Source organism: Streptomyces sp., assembly GCF_035645055.1.
GTDB lineage: Bacteria > Actinomycetota > Actinomycetes > Streptomycetales > Streptomycetaceae > Streptomyces.
The window spans coordinates 30,886-52,260 of sequence record NZ_DASQNH010000008.1; the positions used below are offsets into that span (position 1 = coordinate 30,886).

Sequence of the window (21,375 nt, forward strand, 5' to 3'; positions counted from 1 at the left end):
CGTCCCGCGCGTGTGGCTCGTAACCCTACGGCCTGCCGGGCGCCGGGCGCCCGTCCGTCCACGGCGGCGAGGCGATCTGTGCGGTTGCGTCCGGTTACGTCATGCTGTGTATTCGTGATCAGCAATTGGAGGGTGCCGGACCGGCGGGCCGTCCGCCGGCCGTCGGCGCCGGTGACCTACGCCCTGATGACCCTGTGCTGCCTGATCTTTCTGATCGGCCCCGCGTCGGGGCTCAATCCGGCCTACGGCACCGGTGACGAACTGCTCGCGGCGCAGCGGGCCTACTTCCGGCACTGGGGTGTGGTCCCCGCAGAACTGTTCGAGGGGTCTCCCAGGGCGGCCCTCACCCCGGCCACGGCCCTGTTCGTGCACGGCAGCTGGGTCCATCTGCTCGGCAACATGCTCTTCTTCTACGTCTTCGGGGTGATGACCGAGGAGCGGATGGGCCGGGTGCAGTTCACCCTCTTCTACCTCGGCTGCGGCTATCTCGCCCTGCTCGGCTACGCGTGCGCCAACTCCGACTCCGGGCAGTCACTGGTCGGGGCGTCCGGGGCGATCTCGGCCGTGCTCGGCGCGTTCCTCTTCCTCTTCCCGCGCGCCCGGGTCACCAGCCTCCTGCCGTTCCTGTTCTTCCTGCCGCTGCGCTTCCCGGCCTGGCTCGTGCTGCCTTTCTGGGCGGCGCTCCAGTGGCTGGCGGCGGGCCGGGCCACCCAGGGGCCGGGGGTGGCCTACCTCGCCCACCTGGTCGGCTTCGCGCTGGGCCTGCTCTTCGCGTGGGCCCGGTTCGGGCCTGCGACTAGAGTGAGGGCCGCCCCAGCTCCGGCACCCGAGGGAGAGAACCAGCCGTGATCACCGCGATCGTCCTCATCAAGACCAGCGTGGACCGGATCCCCGAGATCGCGGAGTCGATCGCCGCGCTGGAGAACGTCAGCGAGGTGTTCTCCGTGACCGGCACCTACGACCTGATCGCGATGGTCCGGGTCAAGGAGCACGAGGACCTGGCCGAGGTCATCCCCGGCCGCATCAGCAAGATCCCCGGCGTCGAGGCGACCGACACGCACGTGGCGTTCCGCACGTACTCCCAGCACGACCTGGAAGCGGCGTTCTCCATCGGCCTGGACAACTGAGGACCGCCCCGCGCGGGGCGCACGCGGATGAGGACTTCTTCATCCGGCACTCATCCTCACCGCACCGCGCGGATCCTCGTCGGCTGCGGCGACTCCGGCACCTCGGACGGCGGCGCGGGCGCCCTCCGGGCGCTCGGCGCCCGGCTGCTGGACGCCGGCGGCTTCGAGCTCCCGCCCGGCGGCGGGGAGTTGCTCCGCCTGCACCGGATCGAGCCGTCCGGCCTCGGCCCCCGCCTCGCCCGGACCGAACTGCTGGTCGCCTGCAACCCGTTCAACGTGCTGTGCGGCGAGCGCGGTGTGGCCCGCGTCTTCGGCCCGCAGAAGGGCGCGACACCCGCGCAGGTGGAACATCTGTCCGCCGGCCTGGAGAACTGGGCGTACGTCCTGACCCGCGACCTCGGGGTCACGCACACCGATCTGCGCACCGGCCCCGGCACCGGCGCCTCCGGCGGCCTGGGCGCGGGCCTCACCGCGCTCGGCGCCCGGCTGCCGCCCCGGTTCGACGTCCTCCTCGGCCACCTCGACCTGGACGCCCGGCTGGCCCGCGCCGACCTGGTCGTCACCGCCGAGGGCGCCCTCGGCCACCAGACCCCGCGCGGCAAGGTCCCGGCGGGGGTGGCCCGCCGCGCCAAGCGGTACGGGCGTCCGGTGCTGGCCCTGGCCGGCACGCTCGGCGAGGGGGCGCACGAGGTGCCGGGCGTGGACGCGTTCAGCGGCATCCTGCCCGCGCCGATGGCCCCGGCGGAGGCCCTGGTCCGGGCGGGCGAGCTGCTCGCCGACGCCACCGAGCGCGCCCTGCGGATGATCCTGCTGGGGCGCCCGGCTACCGGCTCACGCGGAGGTGTCCGGCACGCAACGCCCGTCCTCGGTGCGGTAGTTCCAGCGGGCGCCGTCCCGCACCAGCTCCTTGACCGCGCGCAGGAACCGCTCGACGTGCTCGTCCGGGGTGCCCGCGCCGAAGCTGACCCGGATGGCGTTGAGGGACTTCTCGCCGGGCGCGGCCTCGGGGGCACCGCACTCGCCCTGCGTCTGCGGGTGGCTGCCGAGCAGGGTGCGCACCAGCGGGTGGGCGCAGAACAGGCCGTCGCGCACCCCGATGCCGTACTCGGCGGAGAGCGCGGCGGCGAAGTGGGAGCTGTTCCAGCCGTCGACGACGAAGGAGATCACCCCGACGCGCGGGGCGTCGTCCCCGAAGAGGGAGAGGACCCGCACCTCGGGCACTTCGGCGAGGCCCGTGCGGACCTTCTCGATCAGGTGGCGCTCACGGGCGACCAGGCTGTCGAACCCGGCCTCCGTCAGCGCCTTGCACGCGGAGGCGATGGCGTAGGCGCCGATGACGTTCGGCGAGCCGGCCTCGTGCCGGGCGGCGGTCTCGTGCCACTCCACGTCCACGCCGCCGTCCTGGCGCCGGGTCACCCTGCGGCTGGCGCCGCCGCCCGCGAGGTACGGCTCGGCCTCGCTCAGCCAGTCGGCGCGGCCCGCGAGGACGCCGGAGCCGAACGGGGCGTACAGCTTGTGCCCGGAGAAGGCGACCCAGTCGACGTCCAGGTCGCGCACGGACACCGGGTGGTGGGGGGCGAGCTGGGCGGCGTCCAGCACGATCCGGGCGCCGTGCGCGTGCGCCGCGGCGGCCAGCTCCCGTACGGGCCACAGCTCGCCGGTGACGTTGGAGGCGCCGGTGACGCAGACCAGGGCCGGGCCGTAGGGGTCACGCTCGGCGAGGGCGCGCTCCAGGGTGGTGACCGCCTCGTCCGGGGTGCGCGGCGCGTCCAGGTAGGTGACCTGGGCGTTCGTCCAGGGCAGCAGGGAGGCGTGGTGCTCGGTCTCGAAGACGAAGACCCGGCAGCCGGCGGGGAGCGCGGCGGCGAGCAGGTTGAGCGAGTCGGTGGTGGACCGGGTGAAGACGACCTGGTCGTCCTCGCGGCAGCCGAGGAAGTCGGCGACGGCCTTGCGGGCGTTCTCGAAGAGGTCCGTGGACAGCTGGGAGAGATATCCGGCACCGCGGTGCACGCTGCCGTAGTACGGGGCGTACGCGGCGACGTCGTCCCAGACCCGCTGGAGGGCCGGCGCGCTGGCGGCGTAGTCGAGCGCGGCATAGGTCACCTCGCCGCCGGTGACGAGCGGGACGGTGACATCTCGCCCCAGAACGGGCAGCGGGGTGCAAACGGACTGATCGGCGGCAGCGGTGGAGACAGACATGGCGAGACTCCCGTGAGGCGCAGGAAGAGAAAGAGAAGAAGGGTGTGCGGAGGCGGGGCTCTGCGGCCCTATCGCATTCGCTTGCTCACGGAAGACTCCTCGACGACCAGGACCCCTGGTGACGCGAGGGGTCCGCGCTTGCCGTAGACCTCGCTGCCTACGGCCTGGTCCTCACCCGGGGCACCCCGCCACGGACGGAGGGTTGCCGGACAGTCGGCCGGGGCCTCATGACTGTCACTCATGACCTGGTTCAGGAAAGTAGACGAAGTGATCGTCGTCCCGCAACCCGTGTCCGGATCGCGGGACGACAGCCGACGACACGCGCAGGGCTACGCGTTGCTCGCCGCCACCCAGCGCTCCAGCGTCCGCTTGGCCGCGCCCGAGTCGATGGACTCGGCCGCCTTCGCCATCCCCGCGCGGATCTGCTCGGCCAGCGGGGCGTCGGCCGGGTGCAGCGCGACCAGCGCGGCCGCCGCGTTCAGCAGGACGGCGTCCCGCACCGGGCCGGTCTCCCCGTCCAGCAGACGACGGGCCACCTCGGCGTTGTAGGAGGCGTCCGCGCCGCGCAGCGCCTCCACCGGCACCAGCTCGATGCCGACGTCGCGCGGGTCGAACGTCTCCTCGGCGACCTTGCCGTCCCGGACGATCCACACCCGGGAGGTGGCGGTGGTGGTCAGCTCGTCGAGACCGTCGTCGCCGCGGAACACCAGCGAGGAGTTGCCGCGCTCGGCGAAGACACCCGCGACGATCGGCGCCATCCGCAGATCCGCCACGCCCACCGCCTGCGCCCTCACCCGGGCCGGGTTGGTCAGCGGGCCGAGGAAGTTGAAGGTCGTCCGGATGCCCAGCTGACCGCGGGCCGCCGCCACATGGCGCAGCGCCGGGTGGAACTTCACCGCGAAGCAGAAGGTGATGCCCGCCTCGTCGGCGACCTCGGCCACCCGCTTCGGCGTCAGCTCCAGATTGACGCCCAGCTTCTCCAGCACGTCCGACGCGCCGGACGCCGACGACGCGGCCCGGTTGCCGTGCTTGACCACCTTGGCGCCGGTGCCGGCCACGACGATCGAGGACATCGTGGAGATGTTCACCGTTCTGGCCCCGTCGCCGCCGGTGCCGACGATGTCGACGGTGGCGCCGGGCACCTCGATCACATGGGCGTGCGCGTACATCGCGCGGACCAGGCCGGTGATCTCCTCGACCGTCTCGCCCTTGGCCCGCAGCGCCACCGCGAACCCGGCGATCTGCGCGTCGGTCGCCTCGCCGCTCATGATCCGGTCCATCGCCCAGGCCGTGTCCTCGGCGCCCTGGTCCCGGCCCTCCAGCAGGCCGTTCAGCATCGCGGGCCAGGAACGGCCCGCCGCGGTGTCGCCTCCAGCGGGGGTCACAGCGCTCATCAGCCGCTCCTGATCGTCGTAGAACACATGGCATGCGGGGGTGCGCGCCCAGCCTATCCATCCCGGGGTACGGCGAAGGGCCCCCGTCCGAACACCGGACGGGGGCCCTTCAGCGTGGCGTGGCGAACGCAGCGATCAGTGGTGGCCGTGGCCGCTCGTGATCTCCTTGTACTCCTCGACGGTCGGCTTCGGAATCTGGGCGTCCTCGCCGAAGTACGCCTTGCTCAGCTTGGCGCGCAGCTTCTGGGAGCCCTTGACCTTCCGCTCGACGCCGTTCTCGTCGACCGTCGGGCCGATCTCGGCCGGCGCGTACTGCTCGTGCGCCGTGAGGCTGTGCATCGCCGCCTGGCTGAGCGGCTCGTGCACCTCGATGTACTCACCGTGCGGCAGGCGCTTGATGGTGCCGGTCTCGCGACCGTGCAGCACCTTGTCCTTGTCCCGGCGCTGGAGGCCGAGGCAGATCCGCTTGGTGACGACGAACGCGATGACCGGGCCGACGAAGAACCCGATCCGGACGAACCAGGTGACCGCGTTGATCGAGAGGTGGAAGTGGGTGGCCACGATGTCGTTGCCACCGCCGATCAGCATGATCATGTAGGCGGTGATCCAGGCGACACCCAGCGCGGTGCGCGTCGGGGCGTTGCGCGGCCGGTCCAGGATGTGGTGCTCGCGCTTGTCCCCGGTGATCCACGACTCGATGAACGGGTACACCGCGATCGCCGCGAGGAACACGCCGAAGAGCACCAGCGGGACGAACACGCCGAGGACCAGCGTGTGACCCCACAGGTTGATCTCCCAGCCGGGCATGGCGCGGACCAGACCCTCGGCGAAGCCCATGTACCAGTCGGGCTGGGCGCCGGTGGACACCATGTCCGGACGGTACGGGCCCAGGGCCCAGATCGGGTTCACCGTCGCGATGCCGGCGAGGACCGCGATGACGCCGAAGACCAGGAAGAAGAAGCCTCCGGCCTTGGCCATGTACACCGGCAGCAGCGGCATGCCGACGACGTTCTTGTTGTTCTTGCCGGGACCCGCGAACTGTGTGTGCTTGTGGTAGAAGACCAGGATCAGGTGGGCCACCACGAGGCCGAGCATGATGCCCGGCAGCAGCAGGATGTGGATCGAGTAGAACCGGGCGACGAAGTCGTCGCCGGGGAACTCCCCGCCGAACAGGAACATCGAGATGTACGTGCCGACGATCGGCACGGACAGGATCGCGCCCTGCGTGAAGCGGACACCGGTGCCGGAGAGCAGGTCGTCCGGGAGCGAGTAGCCGGTGAAACCGGTGAACATGCCGAGGACGAACAGCAGGAAGCCGAACAGCCAGTTGATCTCACGCGGCTTGCGGAACGCGCCGGTGAAGAACACGCGCATCATGTGCACGAACATGCCGGCGAGGAAGACGATGGCCGCCCAGTGGTGGATCTGCCGGATCAGCAGACCGCCGCGGACGTCGAAGCTGATGTCCAGCGTCGACTTGTAGGCCTCGCTCATCAGCTGGCCCTGCATCGGGATGTAGCTGCCGTGGTACTCCACCTCGTTCATCGAGGGGTGGAAGAACAGCGTCAGGTACACACCCGTGAGGATGATGATGAGGAAGCTGTAGAGGCAGACCTCGCCCAGCATGAAGGACCAGTGGTCCGGGAAGATCTTCCGCATGTTGGCCTTGGCCAGGGAGTAGATCCCCAGCCGGCCGTCGGCCCAGTCGGCGACTCGCTCGCCGGCCGGTGCCTTCCCGCGGGCGCGGGACTGTGTGCTGTCGTTGGTGCTCATCCGCGCTCCCAGAATGCAGGACCGACGGGCTCTTCGAAGTCGCCGAGCGCTTCGAGGTAGCCCTCGTCGTTCACCCCGATGCGCAGCTGCGGCAGCGGGTGACCGGCGGGACCGAAGATGACCCGGGCACCGTCGGAGAGGTCGAAGGTGGACTGGTGGCAGGGGCACAGCACGTGGTGCGTCTGCTGCTCGTACAGGGAGATCGGGCAACCGACGTGGGTGCAGATCTTCGAGTACGCCACGATGCCCTCGTGCGACCACTCGAGCTCGCGCTTGTCCTTGATGTCCTCCGGCTGGATCCGGACGAGCATCAGGGCGGCCTTGGCGATCTCGTTCTGGAAGCCGTGGTCGTGCTCCTCCAGGCCCTCGGGCTTGGCGAAGGTCAGCGAACCGACGGCGACGTCCGACGGCCGCAGCGGCTCGTTGGTGTTCATGTTCACGATCAGCTTGCCCTTGCGCCACAGGGTGTGGCGCAGCTTGTCCTCGGGCAGCGGACCGAGGTCGCGCAGCAGGACCAGGCCGGACAGCGGCACCATGGCCATCGCACCGAACATGGTGTTGCGGATCAGCTTGCGCCGGCCGAGCTGCGACTCCTTGGCGCCCTGCCGGAAGTCCTCGAAGACCTGGGCACGGACGTCGGCCGGGGCCTCGATCGCGTGGCGCTCCTGGACCAGCTCGTGGTCGGACATCAGGGTGCGGCCCCAGTGGACCGCGCCCGCGCCGATGCAGAACAGCGCCACGCCCAGGGTCAGGCCCAGCGCGAAGTTCATCGCGTTGATGTGCCCGAGCGTGAAGACGTAGATCGACTTGTCGTGCGGGATCGCCACGAACGAGGCGATGAAGCCGATGGTGGCCAGCATCGACACCGTGAACAGCAGGGCGACCGTGCGCTCGGACCGCTTGGCGGCCCGCTCGTCGATGTCCTGGATCCGGGGCTCGTGCGGCGGCAGGCCCGGGTCGGCGAACGGGTTCTTCTCGTCCGCGACGCCCAGCGCGCCGTGGCCGGTGTCCCGCGCTGCGGGCAGGTTCTCTTCGGGAATGTCTTGGCTACTCATGACTTCTTGGCCTTTGCGGTCCGGGCGGCCACCCACACGGCGATGGCGATGAGGGTGCCGAGGCCGAAGATCCAGCCGAAGAGGCCTTCGGCAACCGGGCCGATACCGCCCAGCTCCATCCCGCCGGGGGTCTCCGTCTCGTCGCTGTTGACCGCGTTCAGGTACGCGATGATGTCCTTCTTGTTCTGCTCCGACAGCGTGGTGTCGGGGAAGGAGGGCATGTTCTGCGGGCCGGTCTGCATGGCCTCGTAGATGTGCTTCGGGTTCACGCCCTCGAGGCTCGGCGCGTACTTGCCCTTGGTGAGGGCACCGCCCTTGCCGGTGAAGTTGTGGCACTGCGCGCAGTTGTTGCGGAACAACTCACCGCCCTTGGCGATGTCCGCGCCCTCCGGGCCGTACTGCTCCTCGGTCGGGACGGACGGGCCCGCGCCCAGCGAGGCGATGTACGCCGCGAGCTGGTCGATCTGGGCCTGGGTGTAGATGTTCTTCTTCCGCGGGACCTGCACGCCCTGGGAGGTCGCGGCCGGCATACGGCCGGTGGCGACCTGGAAGTCGACGGCCGCCGCGCCGACGCCGACCAGGCTCGGACCGTCGGAGGTGCCCTGACCGCCGGTGCCGTGGCAGCTGGCGCAGCCGACGGCGTAGAGCTTCTTGCCCTCGTCGATGGCGAGGGACTGGGCGGTTTCATCGGCCTGCGCCTTGCCCGCGGGTGCGAACGCGGCGTACAGCCCCCCGGTAGCCGCCAGCGCGAGGAGTAGGACGACGACCGCCGCCAGCGGATGGCGTCGTCGTGCGGAGAGCTTTTTCACGGATTACCCCGGTGTCAGGATCTTCTGCGTCGATGCTTCTGGGATGTGCGTTACGGGAACGCGCGTGGGATCGGTTCCGGCTACTTGATCATGTAGATCGTGGCGAAGAGGCCGATCCAGACGACATCGACGAAGTGCCAGTAGTAGGACACGACGATGGCGGCGGTCGCCTGCTCGTGAGTGAACCTCCGGGCCGCGTAGGTACGGCCCAGGACCAGCAGGAAGGCGATGAGACCGCCCGTCACGTGCAGGCCGTGGAAGCCGGTGGTCAGGTAGAAGACCGAGCCGTAGGGGTCGGAGGAGAGCGAGAGGCCCTCGTGCTTGACCAGCTCGGTGTACTCGTACACCTGGCCGCCGATGAAGATCGCACCCATGATGAAGGTGACGATGAACCACATCCGGAGCTTCTTCACGTCACCGCGCTCGGCGGCGAACACGCCGAGCTGGCAGGTGAGGGAGGAGAGCACCAGGATCGTGGTGTTCGTCGCCGAGAACGGGAAGTTCAAGGCGGACGCCTTCTCACTCCAGAACTCGGGTCCTGTCACCGATCGCAGGGTGAAGTACATCGCGAAGAGGGCCGCGAAGAACATCAGCTCGGAACTCAGCCAGATGATCGTTCCGACGCTGACGAGGTTCGGCCGGTTGACCGACGGGTGCGCGTGCCCGGTATCTACTGTCGTTGCTGTCGCCACGACCGACATTATGTCGGTCGCTTATCCCGCCCTCACTCCGGGGGGTGCCGTTCGGAGTGTTGCTCTCGGCCATACCAGTGTTGACGTGGTGTTCAAGGGAGTAGCATCCGGGCCGACAGGCCCTTTCCGTACGACGCCGAAGTCACGGAGGAAGCTATGCAGCCGACCGCCACGGTACTGGTCTACAGCGACGACTCCAACACCCGGGAGCAGGTGCGGCTCGCGGCCGGGCGCCGGCCCGCTCCCGACGTCCCCCTGGTGGAGTTCGTGGAGTGCGCGACCCCGGGGGCCGTCGTCAGGGAGCTGGACAAGGGCGGCATCGACGTCTGCGTGCTGGACGGGGAGGCCGTGCCCATGGGCGGCATGGGGCTCTGCCGGCAGATCAAGGACGAGGTGTTCCAGTGCCCGCCCGTGCTGCTGCTGATGGGGCGGCCGCAGGACGCGTGGCTGGCCACGTGGAGCCGGGCCGAGGCGGCGGTGACCTTGCCGGTGGATCCGGTGGAGTTCGCGGCCGCGCTGGCGTCTCTGCTGCGGCAGAGGAAGCTGCAGAGCGCCTAGGGAGACGGTGCCCGGGGGTGCCGGGCGGGTGCGGACCGTTGTGGTGGTCGCGCACGTCCCCGCGCCCCCTGAAGGCTTCTCACACGGCCGTGGGTCGCAGACGTGCCGTTTCCTCGGGCTTGGGTGCTTCCGGCCCGCCCGCGGTCAGGGCGCTGCCCTCGCGCCACTTCTTCCAGGTCAGGTTCCAGTCGCCGAAGCCGTTGCCGAAGGTCTCCATGGTGTCGCCGTAGGAGTTGACGACCTCGACCACGTCGCCCTCCCGGACGTTCTCGAAGAACCAGGCGGCGTTGCCGGTGCTCATGCCGGTGCAGCCGTGGCTGACGTTGGCGTAGCCCTGGGAGCCGACGGACCAGGGGGCGGCGTGCACGTACTCGCCGCTCCAGGTCACCCGGGTGGCGTAGTAGACCGGCAGGTCGTACGACTCCGAGGAGCCGGCGGCGATGCCGATGCTGGTGGAGCGCATCCGTACGAAGTACTCCTTGCCGAGCACCACCTTGACGCCGTTGCGGGTCTCGAAGCCGGGCTTGCCGGTGGTGACCGGCATGGAGTTGATCTCCTCGCCGTTCTTGTAGACGGTCATCCAGTGGGACGAGGCGTCCGTGACGGCGACGACCTTGTCGCCGGTGGAGATCTTCAGCGGCTTCGCCTTGCCGCCCCACAGCCGGTCGCTGATCTTGATGCCCTCCAGGTTGCTGCGCACCTGGACGGTGGCGTGACTGGGCCAGTACTCCTTGGGGCGGTAGTGGAGTTCCTTGTCGTCCACCCAGTGCCAGCCGCCTTCCACGGCGGGTGAGGAGTGCACCTTGAGGGCGCGCTCGACGACGGCGCGCTGGGCGCGGCCTCCGACCGGGTGGCTCAGCTCGGCGGTGATGGGCTGGCCGACGCCGTACGTACCCGCCTTGGGGCCGAAGGTGACGTCCAGCCGCTTCTTGGCGAGGGGCTTGCCGGTGTCGAGGACCAGGACCTGGCGGCCGGGCCTGCCGTCCTCGTCCTCGGTGCTCACCCGGACCGTGTAGCGGGCGTCGGCGGCGAGCGGGGAGGTGGAGTGCCAGCGGCCCCCGTCGGCGGAGAGTTCGCCCGCCAGGTGGCGGCCGGCCGCGTCGACGGCCGTGACGTCCGTGATGCGCCCCTCCTCGCCCTCGGCGGTGACTTCCAGGGGCTTGTCGGGGTCGGCCTTCTTCCCCTCGCCCGCGGGGCCGCTGAAGGAGATCTGGTCCGCCGCGTCGTACGGCGCGGCCGACAGCGGATTTCCGTCGCCGCCGCAGGAGGTGACGGCCGGGCCGAGGGCCATCACCAGCACAGTGCAGCCGATGACGGTACGGGTACGCGGTGTGTGGCTCATGAGTTCACGCTAGGGAGCCCCGTCAAGCGCGGCGCGCTGGGTAGCCCGACCGAGGGACGGCCGTTGCTGCGAAAGCGGGAGCCCGGACGCTCCTGACGGAGTGTCCGGGCTCCCGGCGGGCTCAGCGCGTGCTACTGGGTGCGGTTCTCACCGCGGTAGTACTCGAAGACCCAGCCGAAGATGCCGATCAGGATGATCGGGAAGGCGAAGTACAGCAGCCACCAGCCGACCGCGACACCGAGGAAGGCGAAGGCGCCGCCGATCGCCAGGGCGAGCGGCTGCCAGCTGTGCGGGCTGAAGAAGCCCAGCTCGCCCGCGTCGTCCGCGACATCGGCCTCCAGGTCGTCCTGCGCACCGACGTCGACCCGCCGGGCGGTGAAGCCCAGGTAGAAGCCGATCATGATGCACAGGCCGAAGGCCAGGAAGAGGGCCGTGGTGCCGGCCGGCTCCTTCGACCACACGCCATAGACGACCGCCATGGCGAGGACGAAGACGCTCAGCCACATGAACATCTTGCCCTGGATCTTCACTTGCCGGCCTCCTTGCTACCAGCGAGCGCGCTCTGGCCGGAGTGACCCAGCTGTTCCAGGGCGGCGATGTCGGGGTGGTGCAGATCGAACGCCGGGGATTCGCTGCGGATCCGCGGCAGGGTGAGGAAGTTGTGCCGCGGCGGCGGGCAGGAGGTCGCCCACTCCAGGGAGCGTCCGTAACCCCACGGGTCGTCGACACCGACCGGCTTGCCGTACTTGGCCGTCTTCCACACGTTGTAGAAGAACGGCAGGATCGACAGGCCGAGCACGAACGAGCTGATCGTGGAGATCGTGTTCAGGGCGGTGAAGCCGTCGGCCGCCAGGTAGTCGGCGTACCGGCGCGGCATGCCCTCGGCGCCCAGCCAGTGCTGGACCAGGAAGGTGCCGTGGAAGCCGACGAACAGCGTCCAGAAGGTGATCTTGCCCAGGCGCTCGTCGAGCATCTTGCCGGTGAACTTCGGCCACCAGAAGTGGAAGCCGGAGAACATCGCGAAGACGACCGTGCCGAACACCACGTAGTGGAAGTGGGCCACCACGAAGTACGAGTCCGAGATGTGGAAGTCCATGGGCGGCGAGGCCAGGATGACACCGGTCAGACCACCGAAGGTGAAGGTGATCAGGAAGCCGGTCGCCCAGAGCATCGGTGTCTCGAAGGACAGCGAGCCCTTCCACATCGTGCCGATCCAGTTGAAGAACTTCACACCGGTCGGTACGGCGATGAGGAACGTCATGAAGGAGAAGAACGGCAGCAGCACACCGCCGGTGACGTACATGTGGTGCGCCCACACGGTCACGGACAGACCGGCGATCGCGATGGTCGCCGCGACCAGACCCCAGTAGCCGAACATCGGCTTGCGGGAGAAGACCGGGATGACCTCACTGATGATGCCGAAGAACGGCAGGGCGATGATGTACACCTCTGGGTGTCCGAAGAACCAGAAGAGGTGCTGCCAGAGCAAGGCGCCGCCGTTGGCCGCGTCGAAGATGTGCGCCCCGAACTTGCGGTCCGCCTCCAGGGCGAACAGCGCGGCCGCCAGGACCGGGAAGGCCAGCAGGACCAGGACACCGGTCAGCAGGACGTTCCAGGTGAAGATCGGCATGCGGAACATCGTCATGCCGGGTGCGCGCATGCAGATGATCGTGGTGATGAAGTTGACCGCGCCGAGGATGGTGCCGAAGCCGGAGAAGGCCAGACCCATGATCCACATGTCGGAGCCGAGGCCCGGCGAGCGGACCGCGTCGGACAGCGGGGTGTAGGCGAACCAGCCGAAGCTGGCGGCGCCGTTCGGGGTGAGGAAGCCGCCCACCGCGATCAGCGAGCCGAACAGGTAGAGCCAGTAGGCGAACATGTTCAGCCGCGGGAACGCGACGTCGGGGGCGCCGATCTGGAGCGGCATGATCCAGTTCGCGAAGCCCGCGAACAGTGGCGTCGCGAACATCAGCAGCATGATCGTGCCGTGCATCGTGAACGCCTGGTTGAACTGCTCGTTCGACATCATCTGCAGACCCGGACGGGCCAGCTCGGCGCGCATGAAGAGCGCCAGGATGCCGCCGATGCAGAAGAACGCGAACGACGTCGTCAGGTACAGGGTGCCGATCGTCTTGTGGTCGGTGGTCGTCAGCCACTTCACCACGACGTTGCCGGGCTGCTTGCGCCGGACCGGCAGCTCGTTCTCGTAGGTGCCGGCCTCGGGGGCACCTGCGGGTTCGTTGACGATACTCACAGGATGTTCGCCTCCCGGTTCTTCTCGTGCTCGGTCTGCTCGATACCGGCGGGGACGTAACCGGTCTGGCCCTTCTCGGCCAGCTCCTTCAGGTGCTGCTCGTAACGCTCCGGCGAGACGACCTTCACGTTGAACAGCATCCGGGAGTGGTCGACGCCGCACAGCTCGGCGCACTTGCCCAGGAAGGTTCCCTGCCTGTTCGGGGTCACCTGGAAGGCGTTGGGGTGGCCCGGGATGACGTCCTGCTTCATCAGGAACGGCACCACCCAGAAGGAGTGGATGACGTCCCGCGAGGTGAGGACGAAGCGGACCGTCTTGCCCTCCGGCAGCCACAGCGTGGGGCCGGGGTTGCCGGTCTGCGGGTTCCGCTCACCCGGGATACCGCAGGTGTAGACACCGCCCGCGTTGTCCGGGAAGTCCTTCTTGTAGCGTTCCGGGACCGAGTTCAGTTCCTGGGCGGTCTTGGCGTCGCCCGTGGAACCCTCGACGTTCTCGATGTAGTTGAAGCACCAGCTCCACTGGAAGCCGACCACGTTGACCGTGACGTCCGGCTTCTTGTCCATGCTCAGCAGCTTGGACTCGTCGCGGGCCGTGAAGTAGAAGAGGACCGAGACGATGATGATCGGTACGACCGTGTACAGCGCCTCGATGGGCACGTTGTACCGGGTCTGCGGAGGGATCTCCACCTTGGTGCGGCTGCGCCGGTGGAAGATGGCACTCCAGAGGATCAAGCCCCACACCAGCACGCCGACGGCGAGCGCGGCAGCCCAGGAGCCCTGCCACAGGGAGAGGACGATCGGCGCCTCTTCCGTGGTGGGGGTGGGCATACCAAGGCGGGGGAAGTCCTCCCATGTGCAACCGGTGGCGGTCGCCAGGACCAGGCCCGCGGTCAGTGCCTGCAGCAGCTTCCGCCGCATCGGGCGCCGCGGCGAGCGGTCGGAGCCGTTGGGACTCACGTAGCGCCTTCCCGAGAGTCTCGCCCGCGCGGATCGGCTGCGGCCTGGCCTTCTCGCTGGTCGGTCGCCGCCCTGCGTCGGGCAGGGGTTTGGATGTTTATGCGGACCAAACCCTAGCCCACCCTCTCCGAGGGTTCGCGGGGAGGGGTGCCTAGTCACTCCGCCGGTTCGCTGGATTGGCGGGTGCGGGTGCGTTGTGGCTGGTCGCGCCCCGCGGCGGAGCCGCTGATGTCATTGCCCCGCGCCCCTGAGGGAGCCTTGGCCGACCGGCGGTCTAGCGTTGCCGTATGGCCTACTTTGACGCTGCTTCCGCTGCTCCTCTCCACCCTGTCGCCCGGCAGGCGTTGTTGGCCTCTGTGGATGAGGGGTGGGCGGATCCGGCGCGGCTGTACCGGGAGGGGCGCAGGGCCCGGATGCTGCTGGACGCGGCGCGGGAGGCGGTCGCCGAGGCGGTGGGGTGCCGCGCGGACGAGGTGGCGTTCACGTCCTCCGGCACCCGCGCGGTGCACTCGGGCGTCTCGGGCGTGTTGGCGGGGCGGCGACGGGTCGGGCGCCACCTGATCGTGTCATCCGTCGAACATTCCTCGGTACTCCACTCGGCCGAGGCCCACGAGGCGGACGGCGGCACGGTCACGCAGGTCCCGGTGGACCGTGCGGGCGCCGTGGACCCGTCGGCGTACGCCGCCGCGCTGCGCGAGGACACCGCGCTGGCGTGCCTTCAGTCCGCCAACCACGAGGTGGGGACCGTGCAGCCGGTGGCCGAGGTGGCCGGGGCCTGCCGGGCGGCCGGGGTGCCGCTGCTGGTGGACGCGGCCCAGTCGCTGGGCTGGGGCCCGGTGGCGGGCGACTGGTCGCTGCTGACGGCGAGCGCCCACAAGTGGGGCGGGCCGGCCGGGGTCGGGCTGCTCGTCGTCCGCAAGGGAGTGCGGTTCGCACCGCAAGGCCCGGCCGACGAGCGGGAGTCGGGGCGGGCCCCCGGTTTCGAGAACATCCCCGCGATCGTGGCCGCCGCGGCCTCGCTGCGGGCCGTACGGGCGGAGGCGGCCGCCGAGGCGGTACGGCTGCGGGAGCTGACGGAGCGGATCCGGGTCCGGGTGCCGGACCTGGTGCCGGACGTGGAGGTGGTGGGCGAGCCGGAGCGGCGGCTGCCGGGGATCGTCACCTTCTCCTGTCTCTACGTCGACGGGGAGGCGCTGCTGCACGAGCTGGACCGGGAGGGGTTCTCGGTCTCCTCCGGATCGTCCTGCACCAGCAGCACGCTGACCCCCAGCCATGTGCTCCGCGCCATGGGGGTGCTGAGCGAGGGCAACGTACGCGTGTCGCTGCCGCCGGGGACGCCGGCGGAGGACGTCGACCGGTTCCTGGAGGTGCTGCCGGGGGCCGTGGCCGGGGTGCGGGAGAAGCTGGGCGCGCCGACCGCGACGGTCCTCCGGCACGAGGACGCGCTCGTCGTCGACGCGCTGGGCAAGCTCTGCCCGCTGCCCGTGATCGAGCTGGCGAAGGTGATCGGGGAGGTGCCGGTGGGCGGCACGGTCCGGGTACTGGCCGACGACGAGGCCGCGCGGCTGGACATCCCGGCGTGGTGCGAGATGCGGGGACAGGAGTACGTGGGGGAGGAACCGGCGGAGAAGGGAACGGCCTACGTGGTCCGCCGGGTGCTCTGACCCACCTCTCAGGGGCGCGGGGCCGTGTCGGCCTGCGGCTGCCGCCGCGTGAGCGCGACCAGCCCCCGCGCCCCCACCCGCGGACGAGAATCAGCCCAGGTGCTGCTGAACCTCCACGGCAGCCTCGTGCCCGTACGCCTTGGTGAAGCGGTCCATGAAGTGCGCCCGGCGCAGCTGGTACTCCTGCGTGCCCACCGTCTCGATCACCAGCGTCGCGAGCATGCAGCCCACCTGCGCCGCCCGCTCCAGGGAGACGCCCCAGGCCAGTCCGGACAGGAACCCGGCGCGGAAGGCGTCGCCGACGCCGGTGGGGTCGGCCTTGCGGTCCTCCTCCGGGCAGCCGACCTCGATCGGGTCCTCGCCGACCCGTTCGATGCGCACGCCGCGCGAACCGAGGGTGGTGACGCGGTGGCCGACCTTGGCCAGGATCTCCGCGTCGGTCCAGCCGGTCTTGGACTCGATGAGGCCCTTCTCGTACTCGTTGGAGAAGAGGTAGGTCGCCCCGTCCAGCAGGATGCGGATCTCCTCGCCGTCCATGCGGGCGATCTGCTGGGAGAAGTCCGCGGCGAACGGGATGGCGCGGGAGCGGCACTCCTCGGTGTGGCGGAGCATCGCCTCGGGGTCGTCGGCGCCGATGACGACCAGGTCCAGACCGCCGACCCGGTCCGCGACGGTCTTCAGCTCGATGAGGCGGGCCTCGCTCATCGCGCCGGTGTAGAAGGAGCCGATCTGGTTGTGGTCGGCGTCGGTGGTGCAGACGAAGCGGGCGGTGTGCAGGGTCTCGGAGATCCGGACCGAGCCGGTGTCGACGCCGTGCCGGTCCAGCCAGGCGCGGTACTCGTCGAAGTCGAAGCCGGCCGCGCCGACCAGGATCGGCCGGGTGCCGAGCTGGCCCATGCCGAAGGCGATGTTCGCAGCGACGCCGCCCCGGCGGACGTCGAGGTTGTCGACCAGGAAGGAGAGCGAGACCGTGTGCAGCCGGTCCGCGACGAGCTGGTCGGCGAAGCGCCCGGGGAAGGTCATGAGGTGGTCGGTTGCGATGGAGCCGGTGACTGCGATGCGCACGGCGTGAACGCTCCTGGGTGGAGGGGTAATGACAGTCCACGCTACCCGCTGGGCGGCCCCGCCCTGAAGCAGGGAAAACTACCCGATAGTAGATCTTTCTTCGTGAGCCGGCCCATGCCTACGGTGCCGCTATGACGAACCACGACGCACCAGCGGCACCCGTACCCGCCGATCCGGAAGGCGACCTGGCGTCGCTGCGCGGCGACTGCGCCCGGATGGCCCCGCACTGGACGGCCCCGGACCGGGGCGCGGCCCGGCCCGTGTCCCCCTCCCGGATCCACGGGGTGACCGTGCCGCCGGGCTCCGCGCGACTGCTGGACGCGATGTCCGACTACGGCGACTGAGCCGGCCGCCTCGCGACCGCCCACCCGCCCCCGGGCCCGAGGGGAACCGAGCGGTCCGAAGGGAACCGAGCGGTCCGAGGGGAACCGAGCGGCCCGAAGGGAACCGCGCACTCCTTCTCCGCGTCCCATCGCTGTCCCCCGTAACAGCTGTGCGGCCGAAGGAGCGATGCGGTGAACACCGAGCGACCCGACAACGACGACGAGGTCGTGGGAGAGTCCGGCGCCGCCGAACGTGCGACAGCGGACGCGAACGCCTCACGGGAACCCGCGCCGGAGACCGAGGGCACGCCGGAAGCGGGGTCCGCGCCGGAGACCGAAAGCACACCGGAAGCGGGGTCCGCGCCGCAGACGCGGTCCCGGCGCCGCTCCCCCGCCCTCGTGGCCGCCGTGGCCGCCGCCGTGCTGCTGGCCGGGGGCGGCGGGGCGTATCTCGCCGCCTCGGCGGGCGGCGGAACGGGTGCGGGATCGGGGTCCGGCGCGCCCGGCGGGAACGGCACTCCGCCGCCGCTCGCGCTCGACGGCTACTCCGAGGGCTCCGGGAACGGGATCGCGCCCGGCGAACCCGACCCGAACGGCGTCACCTACAAGGCGTCCGGAGCGCTCCCGAAGGGCCCCGGCTCGGCGCCCGTGTACTGGGCGAAGGGCGAGGTCACCGAGGCGGAGGTCGCGCGGCTGGCCTCGGCGCTCGGGGTGGACGGGACGCCCGTGGCCGAGGGGCAGGCCTGGAAGGTCGGGTCCGGCAAGGACGGCCAGGGGCCGAGTCTCCGGGTGAACCGGCAGGCGCCCGGCACGTGGACGTTCCACCGCTACGCCCCCGGCACCGACGACTGCGAGAGCGTGACCGTCTGCGCCGAGCCGCCCGCGTCCGCGGCCGTGGACCCGGTCGGCGAGGCCGCGGCACGCAAGGCGGCGGCGCCGGTGCTGAAGGCGCTCGGGCAGGACTCCGCGCGGGTGGACGCCTCCCGGGTGAGCGGCGCGGACCGGGTGGTGACCGCCGATCCGGTGGTCGGCGGGCTGCCGACGTACGGCTGGCCCACCGGGCTGACGGTCAGCGCGCAGGGAGAGGTGGTCACGGGCAGCGGCCAGCTGAAGACGCCGGTGAAGGGGGCCGCGTATCCCGTGCTGGACGCCCGGCGGACGCTGGAGCGGCTGAACGCGGCCCAGGAGCCCGGTCATCGCGTCGGCATCGGCGGCTGCGCCAGCCCCGTACCGCTTGAGGACGACCGGGCGCAGGCGCCGTGCGAGACCTCGGCGCCCGCGGACGGCGCGCGGGAGGCGGTCGTCGTGGAGGACGCGGTCTTCGGGCTGGCCTCGCACTTCGTGGACGCGCGGCAGACGCTGGTGCCGTCCTGGCTGTTCGAGGTGCGGGCGCCGGGCGCGGCGGAAGGTTTCACCGTGACGCATCCGGCGGTCGACCCGCGCTATCTGACCGCGCCCGCACCGCCCGCGGAGACGGGCGGCAACCCCAGTCCGCGGCCGACGGGGCCGGACGCGCCCACCGAGACCCGGAACGTGCAGGTGGAGGGCTACACCGCCGAGGGCACGGAGCTGACCGTCGCCTTCACCGGCGGGGTCTGCGCGGACTACACGGCGAGGGCGACGGAGAGCGCGGACCGGGTGACGGTCACGGTGACCGAGAGGCCCTGGCCGGACAAGGTCTGCATCATGATCGCCAAGGTGCACCACCGCACGGTGGAACTGGACGAGCCGCTCGACGGCCGGAAGGTGGTCGGGGCGGACGGCGAGACGGTCCCGCTGGAGAAGCCGGGGGCGCGACTTCCCCGCTAGCGGCCGCGGACGCCCCGCTGCCGGGTGCGGAAACGCGAAGGCGGCGGCCCCTCGGCAGGGGGCCGCCGCCTTGCTGTCAGGCTTAGCTGAACGAGTCGCCGCAGGCGCAGGAGCCCGTCGCGTTCGGGTTGTCGATCGTGAAGCCCTGCTTCTCGATCGTGTCCACGAAGTCGATGGTCGCGCCGCCCAGGTACGGGGCGCTCATCCGGTCGGTGACGACCTTGACCCCGCCGAAGTCCTTCTCCACGTCACCGTCGAGGGAACGCTCGTCGAAGAACAGCTGGTAGCGCAGGCCGGAGCAGCCGCCGGGCTGGACGGCGACGCGCAGCGCGAGGTCGTCACGGCCTTCCTGGTCGAGCAGCGCCTTGACCTTGGACGCGGCGGCGTCGGTCAGGATGATGCCGTCGGTGACGGTGGTGGTCTCGTCCGATACGGACATCTACATCTCTCCCGGGTTGTACGGAGACTGCTTGCCGACGGTTGCAACCGGCGGGGCCGCGGATTCATTCCGGGACGAGCCCGATTCTTGTCTCCTTGGCCTTTTTCATGCTCGCACATGCGCGGGCGGGCGCACAGCGCCCTGTGGGCGAACGGACCGGGCCCCGGACCGGGCCCCGGACCGGGCCGGGAGCGCGCCGGAGCGGTGACCCGGCAGGACGACGTTCCGGACATCGGGATTCACGTCACATCGACGCTATGGACATCGTCAAAGTGACATGAAGCGGTTATGATAGATAGCGTCATTTCGACGAAAAGGTCGAAGCGCTGTCCCGCCATCCGCCGGTCCGGCTCCCCGGGCCGGCGAGCCGCAGAAAAGAAAGGGTGCGTGTCGTGACCACCGCCCAGACCCAGGAGCTCGACGTCCAGCCGACGCCCCTCGCCCTGCTGCTCCTCGGCCGCGAGGCCGACCCGAGGAGCGAGCGCGGCGTGGAGTGCCCCGGCGACCTGCCCTCGCCGTCCGACCCGGACCTGGTCGAGCGCGCCCGCGCGGCCAAGGAGAAGCTGGGCGACAAGGTCTTCGTGCTGGGCCACCACTACCAGCGCGACGAGGTGATCCAGTTCGCGGACGTCACGGGCGACTCCTTCAAGCTGGCCCGAGACGCGGCCGCCCGTCCCGAGGCCGAGTACATCGTCTTCTGCGGCGTCCACTTCATGGCGGAGTCCGCCGACATCCTGACCTCCGACGACCAGAAGGTCGTCCTGCCCGACCTCGCGGCCGGCTGCTCGATGGCCGACATGGCGACGGCCGAGCAGGTCGCCGAGTGCTGGGACGTGCTGACCGAGGCCGGGATCGCCGAGCAGGTCGTCCCGGTCTCCTACATGAACTCCTCCGCCGACATCAAGGCCTTCACCGGCAAGCACGGCGGCACGATCTGCACCTCGTCCAACGCCAAGCGCGCCCTGGACTGGGCGTTCGAGCAGGGCGAGAAGGTGCTGTTCCTGCCCGACCAGCACCTCGGCCGCAACACCGCCGTCCGCGACATGGGCATGTCCCTGGACGACTGCGTGCTCTACAACCCGCACAAGCCGAACGGCGGCCTGACCGCCGAGGAGCTGCGCGCGGCGAAGATGATCCTCTGGCGCGGCCACTGCTCGGTCCACGGCCGCTTCAGCCTGGACTCGGTGAACGACGTCCGTGAGCGCATCCCGGGTGTGAACGTCCTCGTCCACCCCGAGTGCCGCCACGAGGTCGTCGCCGCGGCGGACCACGTCGGCTCGACCGAGTACATCATCAAGACCCTGGAGGCGGCCCCGGCCGGCTCCAAGTGGGCCATCGGCACCGAGCTGAACCTGGTCCGCCGCCTGGCGAACCGTTTCGCTCCCGAGGGCAAGGAGATCGTCTTTCTCGACAAGACGGTCTGCTTCTGCTCCACCATGAACCGCATCGACCTGCCCCACCTGGTCTGGGCCCTCGAATCCCTGGCCGAGGGCAACCTCGTCAACCGCATCGAGGTCGACAAGGAGACCGAGGCGTTCGCCAAGCTGGCCCTGGAACGCATGCTGGCGCTGCCGTAACCGCATCCCGCTCACGAGAAGGCCCCGTTCCGCACGGACGGGGCCTTCCGCGTTCGAGCGAACACCCGAACGCTCCACGCGCGGCCACTCTGCTGGGCATACGGCGGCAGGGAGGGCGAGGGTGTACACGCATGTCGGTCCGGACCGACCGGTGCCGCGAGAGGGCCGACGCCAACGCCTGCACGGTGGTCGGCTCCGGCGGGGACTCGGGCCGTCACCCGTACCGGGCCGGTCCGCGTTCCATCACCGCGCCCGGGCCCTGCGTCCGTGTCACCGGAGTCATCGACTACCGGAGCGGGGTCGCGGACCGGAGCGTCATCGGCCCCTGCGGCTGAGGTG

General features: G+C 70.3%; 20 protein-coding genes, 1 pseudogene and 1 riboswitch. Of the genes and pseudogenes, 9 read left to right on the forward strand and 12 right to left on the reverse strand.

Features of this window, described 5'->3' with window-relative positions:
- Positions 1-114: 114 nt before the first annotated feature.
- The 3 genes and pseudogenes from VE614_RS02650 to VE614_RS02660 form a co-directional block, all read left to right on the forward strand.
- Positions 115-849, forward strand: a complete 735-nt coding sequence (locus VE614_RS02650; protein WP_324931252.1) for a rhomboid family intramembrane serine protease — start codon at positions 115-117, stop codon at positions 847-849.
- Entirely contained in the window at positions 846-1,127 is a 282-nt protein-coding gene (locus tag VE614_RS02655; protein WP_324931255.1) for an Lrp/AsnC ligand binding domain-containing protein, read from the forward strand. Before VE614_RS02650 ends, VE614_RS02655 begins: the two co-directional genes overlap by 4 nt.
- Positions 1,128-1,196: 69 nt before the next feature.
- A pseudogene (locus VE614_RS02660) lies at positions 1,197-2,004 on the forward strand (glycerate kinase); the annotation flags it as partial.
- On the opposite strand, the gene VE614_RS02665 reads toward VE614_RS02660, so the two are convergent.
- The 6 genes from VE614_RS02665 to VE614_RS02690 all read right to left on the reverse strand — a co-directional run bounded on the left by VE614_RS02665 (position 1,959) and on the right by VE614_RS02690 (position 9,058).
- Positions 1,959-3,326 carry an aminotransferase class V-fold PLP-dependent enzyme gene (locus VE614_RS02665; RefSeq protein ID WP_324931258.1) on the reverse strand — a complete coding sequence of 456 codons (1,368 nt, stop codon included), beginning with the start codon at positions 3,324-3,326 and terminating at the stop codon, positions 1,959-1,961. The pseudogene VE614_RS02660 and the gene VE614_RS02665 sit on opposite strands and share 46 nt — an antisense overlap.
- Before the next feature lie 129 nt (positions 3,327-3,455).
- Positions 3,456-3,572, reverse strand: a riboswitch (SAM riboswitch).
- An 83-nt stretch (positions 3,573-3,655) separates the two neighbouring features.
- Positions 3,656-4,720, reverse strand: a complete 1,065-nt coding sequence (gene trpD, locus VE614_RS02670) for an anthranilate phosphoribosyltransferase (protein WP_324931262.1) — start codon at positions 4,718-4,720, stop codon at positions 3,656-3,658.
- A 135-nt stretch (positions 4,721-4,855) separates the two neighbouring features.
- Positions 4,856-6,493 (reverse strand): cytochrome bc complex cytochrome b subunit, encoded by a 1,638-nt coding sequence (locus VE614_RS02675; RefSeq protein ID WP_324931265.1) that lies wholly within the window; start codon positions 6,491-6,493, stop codon positions 4,856-4,858.
- The gene (locus VE614_RS02680; RefSeq protein ID WP_324931268.1) at positions 6,490-7,548 is read right to left on the reverse strand and encodes a ubiquinol-cytochrome c reductase iron-sulfur subunit; all 1,059 of its coding nucleotides are present in this window, start codon (positions 7,546-7,548) and stop codon (positions 6,490-6,492) included. The genes VE614_RS02675 and VE614_RS02680 overlap by 4 nt, the downstream gene beginning before the upstream one ends.
- Positions 7,545-8,357, reverse strand: a complete 813-nt coding sequence (locus tag VE614_RS02685; protein ID WP_324931271.1) for a c-type cytochrome — start codon at positions 8,355-8,357, stop codon at positions 7,545-7,547. The genes VE614_RS02680 and VE614_RS02685 overlap by 4 nt, the downstream gene beginning before the upstream one ends.
- Positions 8,358-8,437: 80 nt before the next feature.
- Positions 8,438-9,058: a cytochrome c oxidase subunit 3 gene (locus tag VE614_RS02690; RefSeq protein WP_043500159.1), complete on the reverse strand. Its 621-nt coding sequence runs from the start codon at positions 9,056-9,058 to the stop codon at positions 8,438-8,440.
- A gap of 147 nt (positions 9,059-9,205) precedes the next feature.
- On the opposite strand from VE614_RS02690, the gene VE614_RS02695 reads away from it, so the two are divergent.
- A complete protein-coding gene (locus VE614_RS02695) occupies positions 9,206-9,607 on the forward strand; it encodes a hypothetical protein (RefSeq protein WP_324931277.1) in 402 nt (133 codons plus the stop codon).
- A gap of 79 nt (positions 9,608-9,686) precedes the next feature.
- On the opposite strand, the gene VE614_RS02700 is transcribed toward VE614_RS02695, so the two are convergent.
- The 4 genes from VE614_RS02700 to coxB all read right to left on the reverse strand — a co-directional run bounded on the left by VE614_RS02700 (position 9,687) and on the right by coxB (position 14,159).
- Positions 9,687-10,949, reverse strand: a complete 1,263-nt coding sequence (locus tag VE614_RS02700) for a L,D-transpeptidase (RefSeq protein ID WP_324931280.1) — start codon at positions 10,947-10,949, stop codon at positions 9,687-9,689.
- Between the two features lie 131 nt (positions 10,950-11,080).
- Positions 11,081-11,479: a cytochrome c oxidase subunit 4 gene (locus VE614_RS02705; RefSeq protein WP_324931283.1), complete on the reverse strand. Its 399-nt coding sequence runs from the start codon at positions 11,477-11,479 to the stop codon at positions 11,081-11,083.
- The gene (gene ctaD / locus VE614_RS02710) at positions 11,476-13,203 is read right to left on the reverse strand and encodes a cytochrome c oxidase subunit I (RefSeq protein WP_086170157.1); all 1,728 of its coding nucleotides are present in this window, start codon (positions 13,201-13,203) and stop codon (positions 11,476-11,478) included. Before ctaD ends, VE614_RS02705 begins: the two co-directional genes overlap by 4 nt.
- The gene (gene coxB / locus VE614_RS02715; RefSeq protein WP_324931290.1) at positions 13,200-14,159 is read right to left on the reverse strand and encodes a cytochrome c oxidase subunit II; all 960 of its coding nucleotides are present in this window, start codon (positions 14,157-14,159) and stop codon (positions 13,200-13,202) included. Before coxB ends, ctaD begins: the two co-directional genes overlap by 4 nt.
- A 287-nt stretch (positions 14,160-14,446) precedes the next feature.
- On the opposite strand from coxB, the gene VE614_RS02720 reads away from it, so the two are divergent.
- Positions 14,447-15,823 carry a cysteine desulfurase/sulfurtransferase TusA family protein gene (locus VE614_RS02720; protein ID WP_324931293.1) on the forward strand — a complete coding sequence of 459 codons (1,377 nt, stop codon included), beginning with the start codon at positions 14,447-14,449 and terminating at the stop codon, positions 15,821-15,823.
- A gap of 90 nt (positions 15,824-15,913) precedes the next feature.
- On the opposite strand, the gene VE614_RS02725 is transcribed toward VE614_RS02720, so the two are convergent.
- A complete protein-coding gene (locus tag VE614_RS02725; protein ID WP_324931297.1) occupies positions 15,914-16,888 on the reverse strand; it encodes a carbohydrate kinase family protein in 975 nt (324 codons plus the stop codon).
- Positions 16,889-17,019: 131 nt separating this feature from the next.
- On the opposite strand from VE614_RS02725, the gene VE614_RS02730 reads away from it, so the two are divergent.
- Together VE614_RS02730 and VE614_RS02735 are read left to right on the forward strand one after the other, a co-directional pair.
- On the forward strand, positions 17,020-17,232 hold the full coding sequence (locus VE614_RS02730; protein WP_324931301.1) for a hypothetical protein: 213 nt from the start codon (positions 17,020-17,022) through the stop codon (positions 17,230-17,232).
- 171 nt (positions 17,233-17,403) lie between these two features.
- On the forward strand, positions 17,404-19,020 hold the full coding sequence (locus tag VE614_RS02735) for a hypothetical protein (protein WP_324931303.1): 1,617 nt from the start codon (positions 17,404-17,406) through the stop codon (positions 19,018-19,020).
- An 82-nt stretch (positions 19,021-19,102) separates the two neighbouring features.
- Here the strand turns inward: VE614_RS02735 and VE614_RS02740 are convergent, their stop codons facing one another.
- Positions 19,103-19,459, reverse strand: a complete 357-nt coding sequence (locus VE614_RS02740; RefSeq protein WP_006135694.1) for a HesB/IscA family protein — start codon at positions 19,457-19,459, stop codon at positions 19,103-19,105.
- A gap of 392 nt (positions 19,460-19,851) precedes the next feature.
- Between VE614_RS02740 and nadA the strand changes: the two genes are divergently transcribed.
- Both nadA and VE614_RS02750 read left to right on the forward strand, forming a co-directional pair.
- On the forward strand, positions 19,852-21,036 hold the full coding sequence (gene nadA, locus VE614_RS02745; protein WP_324931309.1) for a quinolinate synthase NadA: 1,185 nt from the start codon (positions 19,852-19,854) through the stop codon (positions 21,034-21,036).
- Positions 21,037-21,167: 131 nt separating this feature from the next.
- Positions 21,168-21,371, forward strand: a complete 204-nt coding sequence (locus VE614_RS02750; protein WP_324931312.1) for a hypothetical protein — start codon at positions 21,168-21,170, stop codon at positions 21,369-21,371.
- Positions 21,372-21,375: the final 4 nt, after the last annotated feature.

Coding starts and splice junctions, on each gene's coding strand:
- VE614_RS02665 (WP_324931258.1), bottom strand. CDS start 3,326: ATGTCTGTCTCCACCGCTGCCGCCGATCAGTCCGTTTGCACCCCGCTG.
- trpD (WP_324931262.1), bottom strand. CDS start 4,720: ATGAGCGCTGTGACCCCCGCTGGAGGCGACACCGCGGCGGGCCGTTCC.
- VE614_RS02675 (WP_324931265.1), bottom strand. CDS start 6,493: ATGAGCACCAACGACAGCACACAGTCCCGCGCCCGCGGGAAGGCACCG.
- VE614_RS02680 (WP_324931268.1), bottom strand. CDS start 7,548: ATGAGTAGCCAAGACATTCCCGAAGAGAACCTGCCCGCAGCGCGGGAC.
- VE614_RS02690 (WP_043500159.1), bottom strand. CDS start 9,058: ATGTCGGTCGTGGCGACAGCAACGACAGTAGATACCGGGCACGCGCAC.
- VE614_RS02695 (WP_324931277.1), top strand. CDS start 9,206: ATGCAGCCGACCGCCACGGTACTGGTCTACAGCGACGACTCCAACACC.
- VE614_RS02700 (WP_324931280.1), bottom strand. CDS start 10,949: ATGAGCCACACACCGCGTACCCGTACCGTCATCGGCTGCACTGTGCTG.
- VE614_RS02720 (WP_324931293.1), top strand. CDS start 14,447: ATGGCCTACTTTGACGCTGCTTCCGCTGCTCCTCTCCACCCTGTCGCC.
- VE614_RS02730 (WP_324931301.1), top strand. CDS start 17,020: ATGACGAACCACGACGCACCAGCGGCACCCGTACCCGCCGATCCGGAA.
- VE614_RS02740 (WP_006135694.1), bottom strand. CDS start 19,459: ATGTCCGTATCGGACGAGACCACCACCGTCACCGACGGCATCATCCTG.
- VE614_RS02750 (WP_324931312.1), top strand. CDS start 21,168: ATGTCGGTCCGGACCGACCGGTGCCGCGAGAGGGCCGACGCCAACGCC.